The 18068-nt window shown below is 66.5% G+C and carries 17 protein-coding genes; 14 read left to right on the forward strand and 3 right to left on the reverse strand.

The window, feature by feature from the left end:
- Positions 1-281: 281 nt before the first annotated feature.
- Positions 282-3341 (reverse strand): transglycosylase domain-containing protein, encoded by a 3060-nt coding sequence (locus RZR99_RS03440; RefSeq protein WP_323118348.1) that lies wholly within the window; start codon positions 3339-3341, stop codon positions 282-284.
- A gap of 244 nt (positions 3342-3585) precedes the next feature.
- On the opposite strand from RZR99_RS03440, the gene RZR99_RS03445 reads away from it, so the two are divergent.
- The 3 genes from RZR99_RS03445 (at position 3586) to groL (ending at position 6442) form a co-directional block, all read left to right on the forward strand.
- Positions 3586-4173, forward strand: coding sequence for a hypothetical protein (locus RZR99_RS03445; RefSeq protein ID WP_323118349.1), 588 nt, complete (start codon positions 3586-3588; stop codon positions 4171-4173).
- Between the two features lie 287 nt (positions 4174-4460).
- Positions 4461-4754: a co-chaperone GroES gene (gene groES, locus RZR99_RS03450; RefSeq protein ID WP_323118350.1), complete on the forward strand. Its 294-nt coding sequence runs from the start codon at positions 4461-4463 to the stop codon at positions 4752-4754.
- A gap of 47 nt (positions 4755-4801) precedes the next feature.
- Positions 4802-6442 carry a chaperonin GroEL gene (groL, locus tag RZR99_RS03455; protein ID WP_274001461.1) on the forward strand — a complete coding sequence of 547 codons (1641 nt, stop codon included), beginning with the start codon at positions 4802-4804 and terminating at the stop codon, positions 6440-6442.
- 121 nt (positions 6443-6563) lie between these two features.
- On the opposite strand, the gene RZR99_RS03460 is transcribed toward groL, so the two are convergent.
- Positions 6564-7430: a hydroxymethylpyrimidine/phosphomethylpyrimidine kinase family protein gene (locus tag RZR99_RS03460; protein ID WP_323118351.1), complete on the reverse strand. Its 867-nt coding sequence runs from the start codon at positions 7428-7430 to the stop codon at positions 6564-6566.
- A gap of 213 nt (positions 7431-7643) precedes the next feature.
- On the opposite strand from RZR99_RS03460, the gene RZR99_RS03465 reads away from it, so the two are divergent.
- The 8 genes from RZR99_RS03465 to RZR99_RS03500 all read left to right on the forward strand — a co-directional run bounded on the left by RZR99_RS03465 (position 7644) and on the right by RZR99_RS03500 (position 14311).
- The gene (locus tag RZR99_RS03465) at positions 7644-7814 is read left to right on the forward strand and encodes a rubredoxin (protein ID WP_323118352.1); all 171 of its coding nucleotides are present in this window, start codon (positions 7644-7646) and stop codon (positions 7812-7814) included.
- A 183-nt stretch (positions 7815-7997) separates the two neighbouring features.
- On the forward strand, positions 7998-9248 hold the full coding sequence (locus RZR99_RS03470) for a hypothetical protein (RefSeq protein ID WP_323118625.1): 1251 nt from the start codon (positions 7998-8000) through the stop codon (positions 9246-9248).
- 210 nt (positions 9249-9458) lie between these two features.
- Positions 9459-10037: a YqgE/AlgH family protein gene (locus tag RZR99_RS03475; RefSeq protein WP_323118353.1), complete on the forward strand. Its 579-nt coding sequence runs from the start codon at positions 9459-9461 to the stop codon at positions 10035-10037.
- A complete protein-coding gene (gene ruvX, locus RZR99_RS03480) occupies positions 10034-10474 on the forward strand; it encodes a Holliday junction resolvase RuvX (RefSeq protein WP_323118354.1) in 441 nt (146 codons plus the stop codon). Before RZR99_RS03475 ends, ruvX begins: the two co-directional genes overlap by 4 nt.
- A complete protein-coding gene (pyrR, locus tag RZR99_RS03485) occupies positions 10461-10979 on the forward strand; it encodes a bifunctional pyr operon transcriptional regulator/uracil phosphoribosyltransferase PyrR (protein ID WP_323118355.1) in 519 nt (172 codons plus the stop codon). Before ruvX ends, pyrR begins: the two co-directional genes overlap by 14 nt.
- A 79-nt stretch (positions 10980-11058) precedes the next feature.
- Entirely contained in the window at positions 11059-12090 is a 1032-nt protein-coding gene (locus tag RZR99_RS03490) for an aspartate carbamoyltransferase catalytic subunit (protein WP_323118356.1), read from the forward strand.
- Between the two features lie 62 nt (positions 12091-12152).
- Positions 12153-13430: a dihydroorotase gene (locus RZR99_RS03495; protein ID WP_323118357.1), complete on the forward strand. Its 1278-nt coding sequence runs from the start codon at positions 12153-12155 to the stop codon at positions 13428-13430.
- A gap of 14 nt (positions 13431-13444) precedes the next feature.
- Entirely contained in the window at positions 13445-14311 is an 867-nt protein-coding gene (locus RZR99_RS03500) for a lysophospholipid acyltransferase family protein (protein ID WP_323118358.1), read from the forward strand.
- A 16-nt stretch (positions 14312-14327) separates the two neighbouring features.
- On the opposite strand, the gene RZR99_RS03505 is transcribed toward RZR99_RS03500, so the two are convergent.
- The gene (locus RZR99_RS03505; protein WP_323118359.1) at positions 14328-15179 is read right to left on the reverse strand and encodes a symmetrical bis(5'-nucleosyl)-tetraphosphatase; all 852 of its coding nucleotides are present in this window, start codon (positions 15177-15179) and stop codon (positions 14328-14330) included.
- Between the two features lie 381 nt (positions 15180-15560).
- Between RZR99_RS03505 and rfbB the strand changes: the two genes are divergently transcribed.
- Genes rfbB through rfbC form a run of 3 tightly spaced genes read left to right on the forward strand, consistent with a single transcriptional unit; the run spans position 15561 to position 18062 of the window.
- Entirely contained in the window at positions 15561-16622 is a 1062-nt protein-coding gene (gene rfbB / locus RZR99_RS03510) for a dTDP-glucose 4,6-dehydratase (RefSeq protein ID WP_323118360.1), read from the forward strand.
- A 10-nt stretch (positions 16623-16632) separates the two neighbouring features.
- Positions 16633-17526 (forward strand): glucose-1-phosphate thymidylyltransferase RfbA, encoded by an 894-nt coding sequence (rfbA, locus tag RZR99_RS03515; RefSeq protein WP_323118361.1) that lies wholly within the window; start codon positions 16633-16635, stop codon positions 17524-17526.
- Complete coding sequence (rfbC, locus tag RZR99_RS03520) at positions 17511-18062, forward strand: dTDP-4-dehydrorhamnose 3,5-epimerase (RefSeq protein WP_323118362.1); 552 nt, start codon at positions 17511-17513, stop codon at positions 18060-18062. The genes rfbA and rfbC overlap by 16 nt, the downstream gene beginning before the upstream one ends.
- Positions 18063-18068 lie beyond the last annotated feature (6 nt).

An 18068-nucleotide genomic window follows, 5' to 3' on the forward strand; every position in this document is an offset into this window, starting at 1 on the left:
TTCAACGTCCCCGTAGGCGATATCCCAGTGTCGATATTTTTTGTGTGATCTCTCTAATAACGCGGAACGGGGGAATCCGATGACAACGCGAGGGTTAACCGCCGTCGCCGGGCGTCCTGCGGACACGCGCGTCGACGCGGGGCCTCGATCGGCCGTCGCGAGGCGGTGGCGTTCATTCCTACGGAAACGAGGCTGCCGCGCGGCGGGCGATGGTCGTGAGGGGGAGGTCGGCGTGCGTGTATGCGCCGGTCGATCCGGCAGCCGGTGCGCGCCGTGCCGGATCAGGCGTGACGCGCGGGCCGTGCCGCTTCAGGCGGCGCGTCGAACAGCGGCTGCAGCTGGGGAGCGAGCGATCTCAGCAACTGCACCGACATCGCGCTCGTGAAGTCGTAGCGGGCAGCGTAAGGCTCGTGCGCATAGGCGGTCAGGACGCCGAAGAAACGCGTGCCGATCGCGAACACGAAGGTCGCGCTGCGGTTGACCTTGCGGGATTCGATGAGACGCGCGCCGGATGCGTACACATTGAAGCGCTGGTCGCCGGTGCCGGTTTTACCGTAGATGTCGAAGGTCCGGCCGTCGGGGAGCGTCAGCCCTTGCGCCAGCCGTTTGGCGGTGCCGTCGAGCACGACGTCCCGCAGCATCCGCCGCACGACGGCGACGATCTGCGGGGAGAGCATCGTCTGCGGGGCCGCGGGCGCGCGGGCGAAGTGCGTCTCGTAGGGGGTGCCCGTCGCGAAGGCGAGCTGTGTGATGCTTTCCGTCGGCCGTGCTTCGCCGCCGTTCGCGATCATGCCGATCAATCGCGCGAGCGCGTCTGGCTGATCGCCCGATGCGCCGATCGCGGCGGCGAGCGATGGCGTGAGATTCGCGAACGGGTAGCCGAGCGCTTGCCACGATTTGCCGATCGTGTCGTACGCGCGCAGCTCGACCATGCGCCGAATCCGGCGATCCTGGGTCGCGTGGTAGCGGGTTCGGTAGAGCCAGGCATAGGTGCTCGTGCGCACGTCCCGGCTCGCGTCCTGGAGCTGGTCGAGCGAGGCGTCCGGATGCCGGCGGAGGTAGGCCAGCGTCCACAGCGCCAGCGGGTGCACGCTGGCGATATAGCCGCGATCGTTCAGGCTGAAGCGATCGACGGCGTACTTTGCGTACAGCGCGGCCAGCGCGTCGTCCGGCAGCGCGGCCGCCGGCGTGCCCTTCAGCGCGGCGCGCATGCGTGCATCGAACCAGTCGAGCGGCGCGTCCGGCGCGACGCTGCGCAGGACCGTCGCGATCTTGGGCGGGGATTTGCGCACCGTGCGCAGCAGCGCGGCCAGCGCGTCGTCGGCGGGCATGCCGGCGTAGCGCGTGTAAAAGCGCTTCACGTAGACGCGGCTTTCCTGATCCACGAAGCGACGCAGATAGCGCGACCGTTCGACGGGATCGTCGAGCCACGTCGAGGACGGCCCGGCGGTCTCGATCATTTCGTAGTGGACGATGTCGCGCATCAAGCGCACGAACACGAGATTGACCGAATGCGTGAACGCCGAATGCACGGTCAGGATCCGGCCGTTGTCGGACTTGTCGAAGTTGGTGAATGCCTGTTCGCCACCGCCCGTGCGGAACGTCTCGCCCGCGCCCGCCGAGTACTTGCGCTCGATGGCCGCGTCGAGCATCGGCGGCAGCGCGCGATCCGGCGCGTGCGCGAGATACGTGAGCGCCCAGAGCGTCAGTCCGTCGGACGGATCGGGTTCGACGCGGGCCAGCTCCGCGGCGGACAGCGACGCGTAGCGCGCGTGCAGGGCGGACACGATCTGCAGGTAGGTGACGATGGTCCGCAGCTTCGCGGTCGACCCGAGATTGAGCCGCGCGCCCTGATTGATGTCGAACGGTTCGTCCACGCTGTCGGTCTGCACCCGCAGCAGATTCGCGCCGCCGCGGCGCTCGTACAGGGTGAAGCTGTAGGTGATCTTCGACGGATCGTCCGCCGGGCGCAGCATCTCGAAGCCGTACAGGCCGGCCGCCTGCGCGCCCGCGCGCGTCGAAAGGTTCGCGAGGCGCGCGGCCACCGCCTGCTGAACCGCGTTGTCGAGCGTATCGGTGGCATCGAGATCGAGCCGGTCGAGCTGATAGAAGCCGGGCAGGCCGAGCGCGCCGAGCAGGTGCGAACGCGCCGACGTGACGGCTTTGCGTTCGACGAAGGACGCCGCCGGCTCGGGCGCCGGCGCGCGGCTCAGCGCGAGATGCGCGTCGAGCGCCGCGTCGCGCAGCGCCGGCGAGATCACGCCGCCGCTCGCGAGCAGGCGCAGATAGCTGTCGGTCAGCCGCTGCAGGGCCGGATAGCCGCCGTGCAGGAAATACGATGGCGCGCGCTGCGCGATCAGCAGCGACAGGACCTGGCGGAAGGTCAGCGCCTGCTCGGCGAGATTGGCGGCGGACGCCGGCGCGGCGAGCACGCGGTTGACGTCGCCGAAATCGCGCCCGTACCACGCGGCCAGACCGTCGCCGATGCCGATCACTTCGCCGATAGGCGGGCGGGCCGCGAGCGGGACCGCGTTCAGGTAGTGCACGACGATCGCCCGCCGCGCGGGCATCGTCTGCGGGCCGTTCAGATAGGCCTGCAGCGACGCGGACGCGATCTGGCGGAGCTTCTCGGGCGGCGTCGCGGTGCGGCCGTCCGGCGAGTGCCGGAATTTTTCCATCTGCGTCGCGAGCGTGCTGCCGCCCGGCGTTGCCTGATGATGATTGATCAGACGCGCGCCCTGGTCGGCCAGCGCGCGGCCGAAGCGGCCCCAGTCGAGTGCCGGATTGCGGTTCGGTTCGCCGGCGTCGAGCAGCGAACGGTCCTCGATGAACAGCAATGACGCGACGATGACGGGCGGGATCGCGTCGAAGCCGGGATAGATGCGCTGCGGGTAGCGCGCGGCGAACAGCGGCGCGCCGGTATCGTCGCGCAGCGTCAGGCCCGTCTGGTCTTTCTCGTCGTAAGGGGGAAACAGGCCGTAGTCGGCGAGCGACAGCATCCGCTCGGACTGACGCGCCTGCGACGTCACGACGAAACCGTGTTCGAGCAGACGCTGCCGAAAGCCGGGCAGCGCCGCGTAGCCGAGACGCAGATCGTAGGGGCCGTCCGTCGGGAACCGGATGCGATCGCTCGGGCCGCTGTCGACGCGATACGCGAGATCGCGGGCGTACTCGGACAGATAGCGGGCCTGCAGCCGCGAGGTTTCGATCTCGACCTGACACAGCCGGGCGACGATGATGAGCCCGATCGCGACGAGCGCGACCAGCAGCCAGGCGACCCGCCTCCAGATCGAGGCGGCACCGAGCGAACGAAGCGGAATCCGAACCAGCGGCCGATTCATGGCGGCATCTCCCGGCAGGGACCGGAGCGTGCCGGATCCTTCTTCGTAGTGTAGTCGCCAATCGGGACATGCCGGGCTCGGGAGTGACCCGGGGCGCGGTGTATTCGAGGCGGAGCCGCGGGCTTGTGGGCGGCGCGCACGGATTGGTACCATCGTCGGCCGTCCCTTCTTCATCCGGCGGCCCGCCCCGATACGTCCGCGCGATGCGCGCCGCTCGCGCCGGTCCGCCCCGCTTGCCGAGCCGATGACCGATTTCACCCGAACCCTGCTGTTGTCCGCCGTCTGCATGCTGTGTGTGCAGGCAAGCCGCGCGGCGTCCGCCGCCGACGCGCCACTGGCGCTGCAGGCGGCACTGATTCATGCGAAGGCCGTCGACTATTGCGCGAAAGGCCCCGCTGATGATCGCCGTGCGTGCGAAAACGATTTCATCACCACCGCCAGCCAGATAGTCGTGAAGCAGCCCGAGGTCGTGCCGGCCGGCGCGCAGGCGGCGGATTACGCGGCGGCCGTCGCGGACGCCGCGCGCCGCCGCCTGCCCGCGGCGGAACAACGCGCGTCGCCGGCGCCGGCCGACAGTCCGGATCCCGGCCAGGACCCCGCCGCGCAGATGATCGGCTTGTCGCGCGTGTGCGAGAAACTGTTTCCGGACACTGCCGTGCGCGCGAACGCGCAGCGGCTCGCGGCGCTCGAGGCGCAGAGCCCGGAGATCCACCGGGAGGCGCTCGCGCTGGCGGCCGACCGCTCCGCGGCGGCGCGCCGCCGGATCCATGCGGCCGAGACGCAGTTCGCGTGGGACGGGCAGATCGCGAAGCTCGTCTGCACGCTGTCCTGAGGCGGCGGGGTGGGTAAAAGCCGGTTCATCGGATCAGACCCCTGAAACTGTTACACTTTCCGTGTCGGCGCGCGGGCATGCCGAAATCGGCGGAAAGCCCACCGGGCGGGGCGTTGAGCGATATCCGGCCGTCCTCGGGGAGAACCCGGGTCGGTTCTTGAATTTGTCAAAACCCATCCATATAATTAGCACTCGCTGCACGAGAGTGCTAACAATTCTCTGTCGGGCTTTCCGGCCCGGCAGATTCCCTCAGCGTTCTTCAGTCTCAATCAAGAGAGGAGTGAGTAATGAACCTTCGTCCTTTGCACGATCGCGTGATCGTCAAGCGTCTGGATCAGGAAACCAAGACCGCCTCGGGCATCGTGATCCCCGAAGCCGCTGCTGAAAAGCCGGATCAAGGCGAAATCCTGGCAGTCGGTCCGGGCAAGCGCGACGACAAGGGCGCCCAGATCGCCCTCGACGTGAAGGTCGGTGATCGCGTCCTGTTCGGCAAGTACGCCGGTCAGACCGTCAAGGTCGACGGCAACGAACTGCTCGTGATGCGCGAAGAAGACATCATGGCCGTGGTCAACGCCAAGTAAGCGTTCACTAACGCTCTACATTCCCAAAGTATTCAAGGAGTTAGAAGATGGCAGCTAAAGACGTTGTATTTGGCGATTCCGCCCGCGCGAAGATGGTCGAAGGCGTGAACATTCTCGCCAACGCGGTGAAGGTCACGCTGGGCCCGAAGGGCCGCAACGTGGTGCTCGAGCGCAGCTTCGGCGGCCCGACGGTCACGAAGGACGGCGTGTCGGTCGCGAAGGAAATCGAGCTGAAGGACAAGCTCCAGAACATGGGCGCGCAGATGGTCAAGGAAGTGGCTTCCAAGACCAGCGACAACGCCGGCGACGGCACGACGACGGCAACCGTCCTCGCGCAATCGATCGTTCGCGAAGGCATGAAGTACGTCGCATCGGGCATGAACCCGATGGACCTGAAGCGCGGCATCGACAAGGCCGTGGCCGCTGCGGTGGAAGAGCTGAAGAAGATCAGCAAGCCCTGCACGACGAACAAGGAAATCGCTCAGGTCGGCTCGATCTCGGCGAACAGCGATTCGTCGATCGGCGATCGCATCGCTGAGGCGATGGACAAGGTCGGCAAGGAAGGCGTGATCACCGTCGAAGACGGCAAGTCGCTGGCCGACGAGCTGGACGTCGTCGAAGGCATGCAATTCGACCGCGGCTACCTGTCGCCGTACTTCATCAACAACCCGGACAAGCAAGTCGCCGTGCTCGACAACCCGTTCGTGCTGCTGCACGACAAGAAGGTGTCGAACATCCGTGATCTGCTGCCGGTGCTCGAGCAAGTCGCGAAGGCTGGCCGTCCGCTGCTGATCATCGCCGAAGACGTCGAAGGCGAAGCGCTCGCGACGCTGGTGGTGAACAACATCCGCGGCATCCTGAAGACCGTTGCGGTCAAGGCGCCTGGCTTCGGCGATCGTCGCAAGGCGATGCTGGAAGACATCGCGATCCTGACGGGCGGCCAGGTGGTGGCGGAAGAAACCGGCCTGACGCTCGAGAAGGCAACGCTGGCCGAACTGGGCCAGGCGAAGCGCATCGAAGTGGGCAAGGAAAACACGACGATCATCGACGGCGCAGGCGAAGCCGTGAACATCGAAGCACGCGTGAAGCAAGTGCGCGCGCAGATCGAGGAAGCGACGTCGGACTACGACCGTGAAAAGCTGCAAGAGCGCGTGGCCAAGCTGGCCGGCGGCGTGGCGGTGATCAAGGTCGGCGCTGCGACCGAAGTCGAAATGAAGGAAAAGAAGGCACGTGTCGAAGACGCACTGCACGCAACGCGCGCAGCTGTGGAAGAAGGCATCGTGGCCGGCGGCGGCGTCGCGCTGATCCGCGCTCGCACCGCGATCGCGGGCCTGACGGGCATCAACGCCGATCAGAACGCCGGCATCAAGATCGTGCTGCGCGCGATGGAAGAGCCGCTGCGTCAGATCGTCACGAACGGCGGCGAAGAAGCGAGCGTCGTGGTGGCGGCGGTTGCGGCAGGCAAGGGCAACTACGGCTACAACGCGGCAACGGGCGAGTACGGCGACCTGGTGGAAGCCGGCGTGGTCGACCCGACCAAGGTGACGCGCACGGCGCTGCAGAACGCGGCATCGGTCGCGGGCCTGCTGCTGACGACGGACGCAGCCGTTGCCGAACTGCCGAAGGAAGATGCTCCGATGCCGGGCGGTATGCCGGGCGGCATGGGCGGCATGGGCATGGATATGTAATCGGCATTGCGCCGACTGCATTGAGGAGCGCGCGGCAACGCGCGTTCTCCCAACAAAAAACCCGCAGCGATGCGGGTTTTTTGTTGGGCGCAAAACAGGCGCCGTTTCGAACGGGGCGCGACTAGTGCCGGCGAGCCGCGCTGGCCGCCGCGCCGGCGCTTGCCGGTGTGACGGGTGCCTCGTCGTCGTTGCTGCGCGCCCAGAAGAGACGATCGGGCAGATACGCGCCCATGCCCGGCCGGAACGCGTCGCGCGCCGCCTGGTACAGATACTCCTGCGCCTCGCGCACCGCTTCGGGCGGCTCCTGGCCGTTGGCGAGCAGCGCCGCGATGGCCGAGCCGAGCGTATCGGTGATGCCCATCAGCCGGTGCGGCGTCCGTTCCCACAGGTCTTGCCGGATCTGGCCGTCTTCGCTGTACAGCGTGTTGACGAGCCGGTGCGTGCCGGTTTCGGTCGCAAGGATGTACTCGCAACCCTGCGACAGCAGATGCGAGATCGCGGCGTCGAGATTCGGCGCCTCGGCGTCGCCGTCGGGCTGCGCGAGCGCGATCAGGGTCGCGTGATCGGCCACGAGCAGGGTGGTCTGCGGAGCGAGCAGATCGGCGATCGACTCGCGCAGATCGTCCGCCGCGAGCACGTGCTCATCGTCGAGCGTGAAGTCGGGGGCGAGCACGAGCGGCACGCCGTCGTAGTCGGCCACGACTTCCGCGATCGCGCTCACCACTTCGGCGCGGGTCGCGGCGCCGATCTTGAAGGCGGCCACGGGCATGTCCTCGAGCAGCATGCGGGCTTGCGCGGCGACGGTGTCGGGGTCGAGCCCGGTGACTTCGTCGCAGGCGGCGGAGTCGCGCACGGTATAGCCCGTCAGGACGGAAACGCCGTGACAACCCATGCTCGCCAGCGTCATCAGATCGGCTTGGAGGCCGGAGCCGCCAGTGGGATCGGACAGGCCGAAGGAGAGGACGATCGGAGGGGCGTTGCTGGACATGGAAAAAATGGGGAAAGAAAAAACGGAAGTGCGGAACGCACCACGAATGTGCGTGCTGCTAGGCATTATGCGGCTGAATTTGACGGATCGACCGGGTTTTTTTATCGCACCGCAACGAAGCCGCCCGGCTAGAGGCGGATCGCTAGGCAGTCCGGCCCCGACACGGTACCATCATGGCTCTCAAATCAACGGACTGTCCCTACGCGGCTTAAGATGGAATATACAAGCTGGATGTGCCTGATCTGCGGTTGGATTTACGACGAAGAGGCAGGCTTGCCGGAAGAGGGCATTGCCCCGGGCACACGCTGGGAAGACGTTCCCATCAATTGGACATGCCCTGAGTGCGGCGCGCGCAAAGAAGACTTCGAGATGGTGCAGATCTGACCGTCCCGCGCCGGCGCCGCCGTTCGAGGTGCGCCGGCGGCGTTCATGCGGTGCGTCGTCCGCCGGGCCCAGGCGCCGGCCGCGGCGCCGCTTCATTTGCTCGTGCTGACGCAGGTGCCCATGAATCCTGATCCCACCGCGATTCCGGTCCTCGAGGCGTTGCCTAATCCGCGAGGCGGTGCGGTGCGGGCGGCCGAGTCCGCGTTGCACGACGCGCAGCGCCTGTTCGAGCGGCGCGCCGATCCTGCCGCGCCGCTCGCGGCTGCTGCTGCTGCGCTGCGTGATGCCGGCTGGCTGGCCGCGCAGCGTTTCGCGGTCGCGTTGTCGCAGGCCGCGCCGCTGGCGGCGGCCGATCCGTCGCCTGTCGCGTTCGGGGCGGCGCTGCGCGATTTCCGGATGGCCGTCGAGCGGCACAACCTGCGCGAGCTGGCCTGTTCGCCCACGCTCTTCGATCACTACCGCGCGCTCCTTACCCAGTTCGCACGCGATTTGCGGGCCGATACGCCGCGCGACGTGCTGGCCCTGGCCGGCCGGCCGGTGCCGCCCACCGTCCTGCACCCGCTGCCGCCTCATGCGTTCGCCCACGTGCGCGCCCGTTTCGAGCAGGCATTGCTCGGCGTGCTGCGCGCGCCGCAGTCGCCGCCCGGCGCGGCGCTCGACGAGATCGCCGCCTGCATCGCGGAGCTGGCCGGCCCGCATCCGTACGATTTCTGGCGGCTGGCCGGCGCTTGTGCGCGTACGCTGCGCATGAGCGGCGGCGTGGAATTCAAACGCTTTCTCGCGCGCTGCAACGTGCTGCTGGGCGAGCAGTCGCGCGGCCTCGCCGCGCCGCCGCCCGTACTGGTCAGGGAGACCCTCGCGCTGTTGTGGTGCGATTACGCGCTGTATGGCGCGGCGGCGGAGGATGTCGACGATGTCGATCTGCTGCGCGACTACGGGCTGACGGTGGATTGGCACGTGGCGGCGACGCAGGCGTCGGAAGTGCTGTGGGAAGCCGGCGCGGCGCGGGCGGAACGCGATGCGGTACGATCCGCGCCGACCCGCGAGCTAGGTGTCGTCACCGTGAACGAGCATGCGTACGAGGATTTCCTGCAGACCGCCGATGCGTCGATGACCGACCTGTCGCGCGACGTTCGCTCGGCCGATGCCGGCGCGGCGCTGCAGGCGGCCGACGCGGCGTACCGCATCGGTGCGGCGGCCTGCGCGCTCGGGCTGGGCCAGATGGCGCTGCTGGCCGACGCGCTGGGGCTCGCGTGGCGGCGCAGCGCGCATGCCGGGCCGCCGAGCGAAGACGGCGCGGCGGTGCTCACGCAGGCCGCGGAGGCGCTGCGCGCGGCGCTGCACAAGATCGCGGCGGGAGTCGCGCCGTCCGACCTGTCGACCGCCTGCTGGGCGCTCGCGGACCTGCTCGCCCATGCGGCGCAACCGGCATGAATCCCGCTTGGCGCGGCGCGCGCGGCAGCGGCGATGCGGAGCGTTTTTGTGTTTTCCCGGGGGGTGCCCGCTCGCCGGCCGAACCCGCGACGATCTGCGCCGAACGCGTGATAGAGTGCAGCGTGATCCGCCATTTTGACCCGCGCGGCGCCGTGAAGCCGCGAATCGCGACATCGGTCACGCCGCGAGGTCTTTGCTAAAATTCAAACCATGCCAAAGAGTTCCGATCGCATTAATCTCACCAACCAGTTCCTGATCGCCATGCCGAACATGGCCGATCCGACGTTCTCGGGAACGGTGGTCTATCTGTGCGATCACAGCGAGCGCGGGGCGCTCGGCCTCGTCATCAATCGTCCTACCGATATCGATCTCGAATCGCTGTTCAACCGCATCGACCTGAAGCTCGAGATCGAACCGCTGTTGCATATCCCTGTTTATTTCGGCGGCCCGGTGCAGACCGAGCGCGGTTTCGTGCTGCACGAGCCGGTCGAGGGCAGTTCGTACAATTCGTCGATGAGCGTCGAAGGCGGGCTCGAGATGACGACGTCGAAGGACGTGCTCGAAGCGGTCGCCACGGGCACCGGTCCGAAGCGCTTCCTGCTGACGCTCGGCCACGCGGGCTGGGGAGCGGGCCAGCTCGAGGAGGAAATCTCGAAGAACGGCTGGCTGACGGTCGAGGCCGATCCGAAGATCGTGTTCGACACGCCGGCGGATGAACGCTTCGAAGCCGCGCTCGGTCTGCTCGGCGTCAGTTCGTCGATGCTTTCCGGCGAGGCAGGGCACGCATGAGTGCGGCGGGCTCGCGCGATGCGACGCTCCTCGCGTTCGATTACGGCGAAAAGCGCATCGGCGTCGCGGTCGGCAATACGCTGACGCGTCTGGCGCGCGCGCTCGTGATCGTCCCCAATCTGAACCGGGCGCACCGTTTCAAGGCGGTCGGCGATCTGATCGCCGAATGGAAGCCCGATGCCCTCGTGGTCGGCCTGCCGCTGCATCCGGACGGCACGCCGCATGAGATGACCCAGCAGGCGAAGCGCTTCGGCAATCAGTTGAACGGCCGCTTCGATCTGCCCGTGAGCTGGGTCGACGAGCGCTATTCGTCGGTCGAAGCGAAAGCCGACCTGCGAGCGCGGGGCGAGCGCGTCGGCCTGGTCGATGCGGAAGCCGCGCGCGTCATCCTTCAACAATACTTCGACCAATTGCCCGATCATCATGAGCTTCATTGATGCCGAGGCGCTTTATCGCGTCTTGCTCGACCAGATTCGCGGCGCCCACGGCGACGCCTCGTTCGCCGATCCGGCGGGCCCCGTGCTCGCGGGCATTCACAGCGGCGGCGCGTGGCTCGCCGAGCGCCTCGCGCGCGACCTGCGGGCGCCCGGCTTCGGCGTCGTCAATGTCGCCCTGCACCGCGACGACTACGCGAAGAAGGGGCTGCACAGCCAGGCCAGCCCGACGTCCCTGCCGTTCGACGTCGACGGGCGCCGGATCGTGCTCGTCGACGACGTGCTGTATACCGGCCGCACGGTGCGGGCCGCGCTGAACGAGCTGTACGACTACGGCCGTCCGGCCGCGGTCGAGCTGGCGGTGCTCGCCGACCGAGGCGGCCGCGAACTGCCGGTCGCCGCGCGCTTCGTCGGCGGCACGCTCGACGTGCCGGCCGGCGCGACGCTCGTACTGGCGCGCACGGACGATGCGCATTTCACGCTTCGCACCGAGGCGTCCGGCGCTTGAGCGCACGCGCCGAACCCGGATCGCCGCGGCGCGGATGCGCCCGGGCTTCGATCAGCAACACGTTGGAATCACGCACACCATGACCACCGACATCTCCGGCCGCATCGGCAACGCCGTCGCGGCCGCGCCCGCCGAGCGTTTTCGCTACGGCTTCCTGAAGGGCAACCCGCAGCTCACGAAAAACGGCGAGCTGAAACATCTGCTGTCGATCGAGGGCCTGCCGCGCGCGATCGTCAACCAGATCCTCGACACCGCCGAGCAGTTCGTCAGCGTGACCGACCGCGAAGTGAAGAAAGTGCCGCTGCTGCGCGGCAAATCGGTGTTCAACCTGTTCTTCGAGAATTCGACGCGCACCCGCACGACCTTCGAGATCGCCGCGAAGCGCCTGTCGGCCGACGTCATCAACCTGAACATCAATGCGTCGTCGACCAGCAAGGGCGAGTCGCTGCTCGACACGATCAACAACCTCTCGGCGATGCATGCCGACCTGTTCGTCGTGCGCCATGCGTCGAGCGGCGCGCCGTACCTGATCGCCGAGCATTGCGCGCCGCACGTGCACGTGATCAACGCGGGCGACGGCCGGCATGCGCACCCGACGCAGGGCCTGCTCGACATGTATACGATCCGGCATTACAAGCGCGACTTCACGAAGCTGCGCGTCGCGATCGTCGGCGACATCCTGCACTCGCGCGTCGCGCGCTCCGACATCCACGCGCTGACGACGCTCGGCGTGCCGGAAGTGCGCGCGATCGGTCCGCGCACGCTGCTGCCGGGCGGGCTCGAACAGATGGGCGTGCGGGTGTTCCACAATCTCGACGAAGGCTTGAAGGGCGTCGACGTGATCATCATGCTGCGTCTGCAGAACGAGCGGATGAGCGGCGCGCTGCTGCCTTCCGCGCAGGAATACTTCAAGAGCTGGGGGCTGACGCCGGAGCGCCTCGCGCTCGCCGCGCCCGATGCGATCGTGATGCACCCGGGGCCGATGAACCGCGGCGTCGAGATCGACTCGCAGGTGGCCGACGGTCCGCAATCGGTGATCCTGAACCAGGTGACGTTCGGCATCGCGGTGCGGATGGCGGTGATGGGCCTCGTCGCGGGCACCAGCGACTGACGCGCGCTTTCGCCGCGGCTTTTCATCGAACTCAACGAATTCAACGAATCAACAGGCAGCGCATGAAGATTCATATCAAAGGCGGCACGCTGATCGATCCGGTCGCGGGCACGGAGCGGCGGGCCGACGTGTTCGTCGCCGCCGGCAAGGTCGCGGCGATCGGTGCGGCGCCGGCCGATTTCCATGCGGCGAAGACGCTCGATGCGACCGGCATGATCGTCGCGCCGGGTTTCGTCGACCTGTCCGCGCGGCTGCGCGAGCCCGGCAACGAGCATCGGGCGACGCTCGCGTCCGAGATGGCCGCGGCCGTCGCGGGCGGCGTGACGAGCCTCGTGTGCCCGCCCGACACCGATCCCGTGCTCGACGAGCCGGGCCTCGTCGAGATGCTCAAGTTCCGCGCGCGCAATCTGCACCAGGCGCACGTGTATCCGCTCGGCGCGCTGACGGTCGGCCTGAAGGGCCAGGTGATCACCGAGATGGTCGCGCTTACCGAGTCGGGCTGCGTCGGTTTCACGCAGGCGAACGAGCCGATCGTCGATACGCAGGTTTTGCTGCGCGCGCTGCAATATGCGAGCACCTACGGCCACACCGTCTGGCTGCGGCCGCTCGATCCCTTCCTCGCGAAGGGCGGTGTCGCGGCGAGCGGGCCGCTTGCGTCGCGGCTCGGGCTGTCCGGCGTGCCGGTGTCCGCCGAGACGATCGCGCTGCATACCCTGTTCGAGCTGATGCGCGTGACGGGCGCGCGCGTGCACGTCGCGCGGCTGTCGTCGGCCGCGGGCATCGCGCTGGTGCGCGAGGCGAAGGCGGAAGGATTGGCCGTGACGTGCGACGTGAGCGCGAACCACTTGCATCTGATCGATGTCGACATCGGCTATTTCGACGCGCAGTTCCGTCTCGATCCGCCGCTGCGCGGCGAGCGCGACCGCGAAGCGATTCGCGCCGCGGTCGCGGACGGCACGATCGATGCGATCTGCTCCGATCACACGCCGGTCGACGACGACGAGAAGCTGCTGCCGTTCGCCGAGGCGACGCCGGGCGCGACGGGCCTCGAGCTGCTGCTGTCGCTGACCGTGAAGTGGGCGGACGAAGCGGGCGTGCCGCTCGCGCGTGCGCTGAACCGGATCAGCGCGGCGCCCGCCGACGTGCTGAAGCTGCCGGCCGGGCGCATCGCGGAGGGCTGTGCGGCCGATCTGTGCGTGTTCGATCCGCGCGCGCACTGGCGCGTCGAGCCGCGCGCGCTGAAGAGCCAGGGCCACAACACGCCGTTCCTCGGCTACGAGCTGCCCGCGCGGGTGCGCGCGACGCTCGTCGCGGGGCAGGTGGCGTTCGAGCGCCACTGAGCGGATCGCGAGTCATGAGAGCCTTGCGCAAGGCGCGTCTCGTTCTCCATCTGCTGCGGGGCATGGCGATCGCGGCGCTGTGCTTCGGACGCGTGACGCCCGAGCGGCAGCAGGAGATCACGCGGCGCTGGACCGAGCAGATGCTGCGGCTGTGCGGGATGCGGCTCGTCGTGCACAACGACGGCGCGCGTCTCGACGCGCGGGCGCTGGTGGTCGGCAATCATGTCTCGTGGATCGATATCTACGTGATCAACGCGTGGCGGCCGACGCCGTTCGTGTCGAAGGCCGAGGTGCGGCAGTGGCCGGTGGTCGGTTGGCTCGCCGAGAAGCTCGGCACGGTGTTCATCCAGCGCGAGAAGCGCAGCGAGGCGAAGCGGATCATGCACGAGCTGGCCGATCGCTTGAACGGCGGCGAGCTGATGTGCGTATTTCCGGAAGGGACGACGTCGGACGGGCTCGGGCTGCTGCCGTTCCATTCGAACCTGTTCCAGGCGGCGGTATCGGCCGGGTGCCCGGTGCAGCCGGTGTGCCTGATGTACGAGGATGCGCATGGCCGGCAGTCGGTCGCGCCGGCGTATGTCGGCGAGATCTCGCTGGGCGAGTCGCTGGACCGGGTGTTGGGCGGCGGACCGCTGGTGGCGCACCTGTATGTCGGCGAACCGATCGACGCGGCGGGCGACCGTCGCGAACTGGCGGCGCGCGCGCAGGCCTCGGTGGCGGCGTCGCTGGCCGGGTTGCAGGCGCGGGTTGCACGTCCGACGGACGAGGCGCTGGCGCAGCTCGCGGCGCGTGCGCGCCTCGCCGAGCCGGCCGACGGCGCACGCGGGACGGCGGCCGGGCCGGATGCCGCGCCGGAGGCCATGTCCGGCCGGGAAAGGTAGGCGCCGGCGCGACGGCTTATTCGCCGTCCGCGCCGCAGCTTTCGCAGGCGACTTGCGTGACCTCCCGGGCGGCGGGGTCCGCGGCGAGCCGCACGGCCGACAGCTTGTTACCCCATACGCAGCCTGAATCCAGCGCGACGAGATTGTCGCGCAACATCAATCCCAGTGCGGCCCAGTGGCCGAACACCACCGTGATGCCGGCGCTCCTGCGTTCCGGCGCGTCGAACCACGGCAGATAGCCGGCCGGCGCGGACGCGGGGCCGCCGTTTGCGCGGAACTCCATCGCGCCGTCCGGCGTGCAAAAGCGGATGCGGGTGAACGCGTTGAACGCGACGCGCATCCGGTCCGCCTTGTTCAGATCCTTGCTCCAGCGATTCGGCTCGTTGCCGTACAGGCCGCGCAGCGTGTCGCGCCAGCCGGGCGCGCGCAGCGCGCGCTGCAGTTCGTCGGCGAGTTCGAGCGCGAGCGTTGCGTCCCATTGGGGGAGCAGGCCAGCATGGACCATCAGCATGCCGTGCTCGAAATGAGCGAACGGGCGATGGCGGACCCATTCGAGCAGGTCGTCGGCGTCGGGGGCGGCGAGAATTTCGCCGATCGTGTCGCCGGATTTGAGTTGGCGGATGCCGGCGGCGGCGGACAGCAGGTGCAGGTCGTGATTGCCGAGCACGGCCGTTGCGCGGTCGCCCAGCGCGATGACGTCGCGCAGCGTGGCGAGGGAGGCTGGGCCGCGGTTGATCAGGTCGCCGACGAACCAGAGGGGGGTGTCGGGAGGGGCAGCAACGAGCGCGAGTAATTGTTCGAATGCGGTATGGCAGCCTTGCAGGTCGCCGAAGGCGAGGGGCGGCAGGGTGGCGGCAGGCTTTGTCATTGCTTGACGATCGAGGAGAGTTAAGGCGCGCGAAAGCACTCAGACGGTAACACAAGTCGTTACCCACTTCGGGTGTGGGGGGCGCAGGTGAAATTTGTCTAAGAATGATATTTTTTGGTGAAAATTTACTCGTTTTTTATTTGTTATTGTATCTGTCAAGCTGTTTCAAGATGTCAGAGGGATGTTTTTTTGACCTCCATGGCCTTATAATCGCGCCTTCATGGAGCATGCGGCAGCGTGACTGTCCGGCGGTTCGGGCTCAGGGCTTGGCGGGCCGGGAGTTAGCGTTACTTACGGTATTCCTGCAGAGAAGTCGATAAGTAGGCTGCGGTTGCGATCGCCGTCCGTTTGATCCCTCCATACTTCGACAAAAGGAATCCCATGATCTTGGTAACGGGCGGTGCCGGCTTCATCGGTGCCAACTTTGTGCTCGACTGGCTGTCGCAGTCCGACGAGGCTGCGCTGAATCTCGACAAGCTCACGTATGCGGGCAATCTCGGCACATTAAAGTCGTTGCAGGGGAATCCGAAGCATGTTTTCGCCCGGGTCGACATCTGTGATCGGGCGGCACTCGACGCGTTACTGGCCGAACACAAACCCCGTGCGGTGCTGCATTTCGCCGCGGAGAGCCATGTAGACCGTTCGATTCACGGTCCGGCGGATTTCGTGCAGACCAACGTGGTCGGGACGTTCACGCTGCTCGAGGCGACGCGCCAGTACTGGAACGGGCTCGATAGCGAAGCGAAGGCGGCATTCCGCTTCCTGCATGTGTCGACCGATGAGGTGTTCGGTTCGTTGTCCGCAACGGATCCCCAGTTCTCGGAAACCACGCCGTATGCGCCGAACAGTCCTTATTCCGCGACCAAGGCAGGCTCTGACCATCTGGTGCGTGCCTATCATCATACCTACGGTCTGCCGGTGTTGACGACCAACTGCTCGAACAACTACGGCCCGTATCAATTTCCCGAGAAGCTCATTCCGCTGATGATCGCCAACGCGCTCGCCGGCAAGCCGCTCCCGGTCTATGGCGATGGACAGAATGTGCGCGACTGGCTGTATGTCGGCGACCACTGCGCTGCGATCCGTGAGGTGCTGGCACGCGGCATTCCTGGCGAAACGTATAACGTGGGTGGCTGGAACGAAAAGAAGAATCTCGATGTCGTGCATGTGCTGTGCGATCTGCTCGACGAACTCAGGCCGAAGGCCAGCGGTTCGTATCGCGAGCAAATCTCCTTTGTGACGGATCGTCCGGGCCATGACCGCCGTTATGCGATCGATGCGCGCAAGCTCGAGAGGGAGCTGGGCTGGAAGCCTGCGGAAACATTCGAAACCGGTATGAGGAAAACCGTGCGGTGGTATCTCGGCAACCAGGTCTGGGTGGACGACGTGCTGTCGGGCGATTACCGCAAGTGGGTCGAAACGAACTACGCACAGCGTGTGTGAGGGCAAAGCGATGACACGCAAAGGCATTATTCTTGCCGGCGGTTCCGGCACACGGCTGTATCCGATCACGCATGCCGTTTCGAAGCAACTGCTCCCGGTGTACGACAAGCCGATGATCTACTACCCGTTGTCGACGCTGATGGTGGCGGACATACGCGATGTGCTGATCATCTCGACGCCGCAAGACACGCCGCGTTTCGAAGCCATGCTGGGCGACGGTAGTCAGTGGGGCATGAATCTCCGTTATGCCGTCCAGCCCTCGCCGGATGGTCTGGCGCAGGCCTTCATTATCGGCCGAGAGTTTCTCGGCAACGATCCGTCGACACTCATTCTCGGCGACAACATCTTCTACGGGCACGATCTGGCGAAACAACTCGAACGCGCGGCGGCACAGCCGTCCGGTGCGACGGTGTTCGCGTATCATGTGCACGATCCGGAGCGTTATGGCGTCGTGGAATTCGACCGGGATTTCAAGGCTGTCTCCATCGAGGAAAAGCCGACGAAACCCCGTTCGAACTACGCGGTGACCGGGCTGTACTTCTACGACAATCAGGTATGCGACATAGTGTCGGATATCAAGCCGTCGGCACGCGGCGAGCTTGAGATTACCGACGTGAATTCGCGTTATCTTGCCGCTGGCACGCTGGACGTCGAGATCATGGGACGCGGCTACGCCTGGCTAGATACCGGTACGCACGATTCGCTGATCGAAGCCGCGACGTTCGTCGCGACATTGCAGAAGCGCCAAGGGCTTGTAGTTGCGTGTCCGGAAGAGATCGCCTACAGAAGGCGCTGGATCGATGCCGAGCAGTTGCTGAAGCTGGCGCGGCCGCTTGCCAAGAACGGCTATGGGCAATACCTGAAAAACCTTCTTACGGATCAAGTGGCATGGCCATCCAAGTAACGTCGACAGTGCTTCCTGAAGTCAAGATCATCGAGCCGAAGGTGTTCGGCGATGCACGGGGCTTCTTCTACGAGAGCTTCAATGCACGAGAGTTCGCCGAGCATGTCGAAGCGGGTATTGAGTTTGTACAGGACAATCATTCGCGTTCGGCCAAAGGCGTGCTGCGCGGATTGCATTATCAGGTTCAGCATGCGCAGGGAAAGCTCGTTCGCGTAGTCGAAGGAGAAGTGTTCGACGTCGCCGTGGATGTGCGCAAGAGTTCACCGAATTTCGGCAAGTGGGCAGGTGTCGTCCTGTCGGCGGAAAACAAGCGTCAGCTGTGGGTGCCTGCGGGCTTCGCTCACGGTTTTGTCGTGCTGAGCGCGTCGGCCGAATTTCTGTACAAGACGACCGACTACTGGTATCCCGAGTTCGAGCGCAGCATCGTCTGGAACGACGCCGAGATCGGGATCGATTGGCCGATCGACGGCGAACCGCTGGTAGCGGCGAAGGATGCCGCCGGTAAGCGGTTTTGCGACGCCGAAGTATTTGCCTGAGAGTGC

Origin of the sequence: Burkholderia alba, from assembly GCF_034721475.1 — a bacterium.
GTDB classification, from domain to species: domain Bacteria; phylum Pseudomonadota; class Gammaproteobacteria; order Burkholderiales; family Burkholderiaceae; genus Burkholderia; species Burkholderia alba.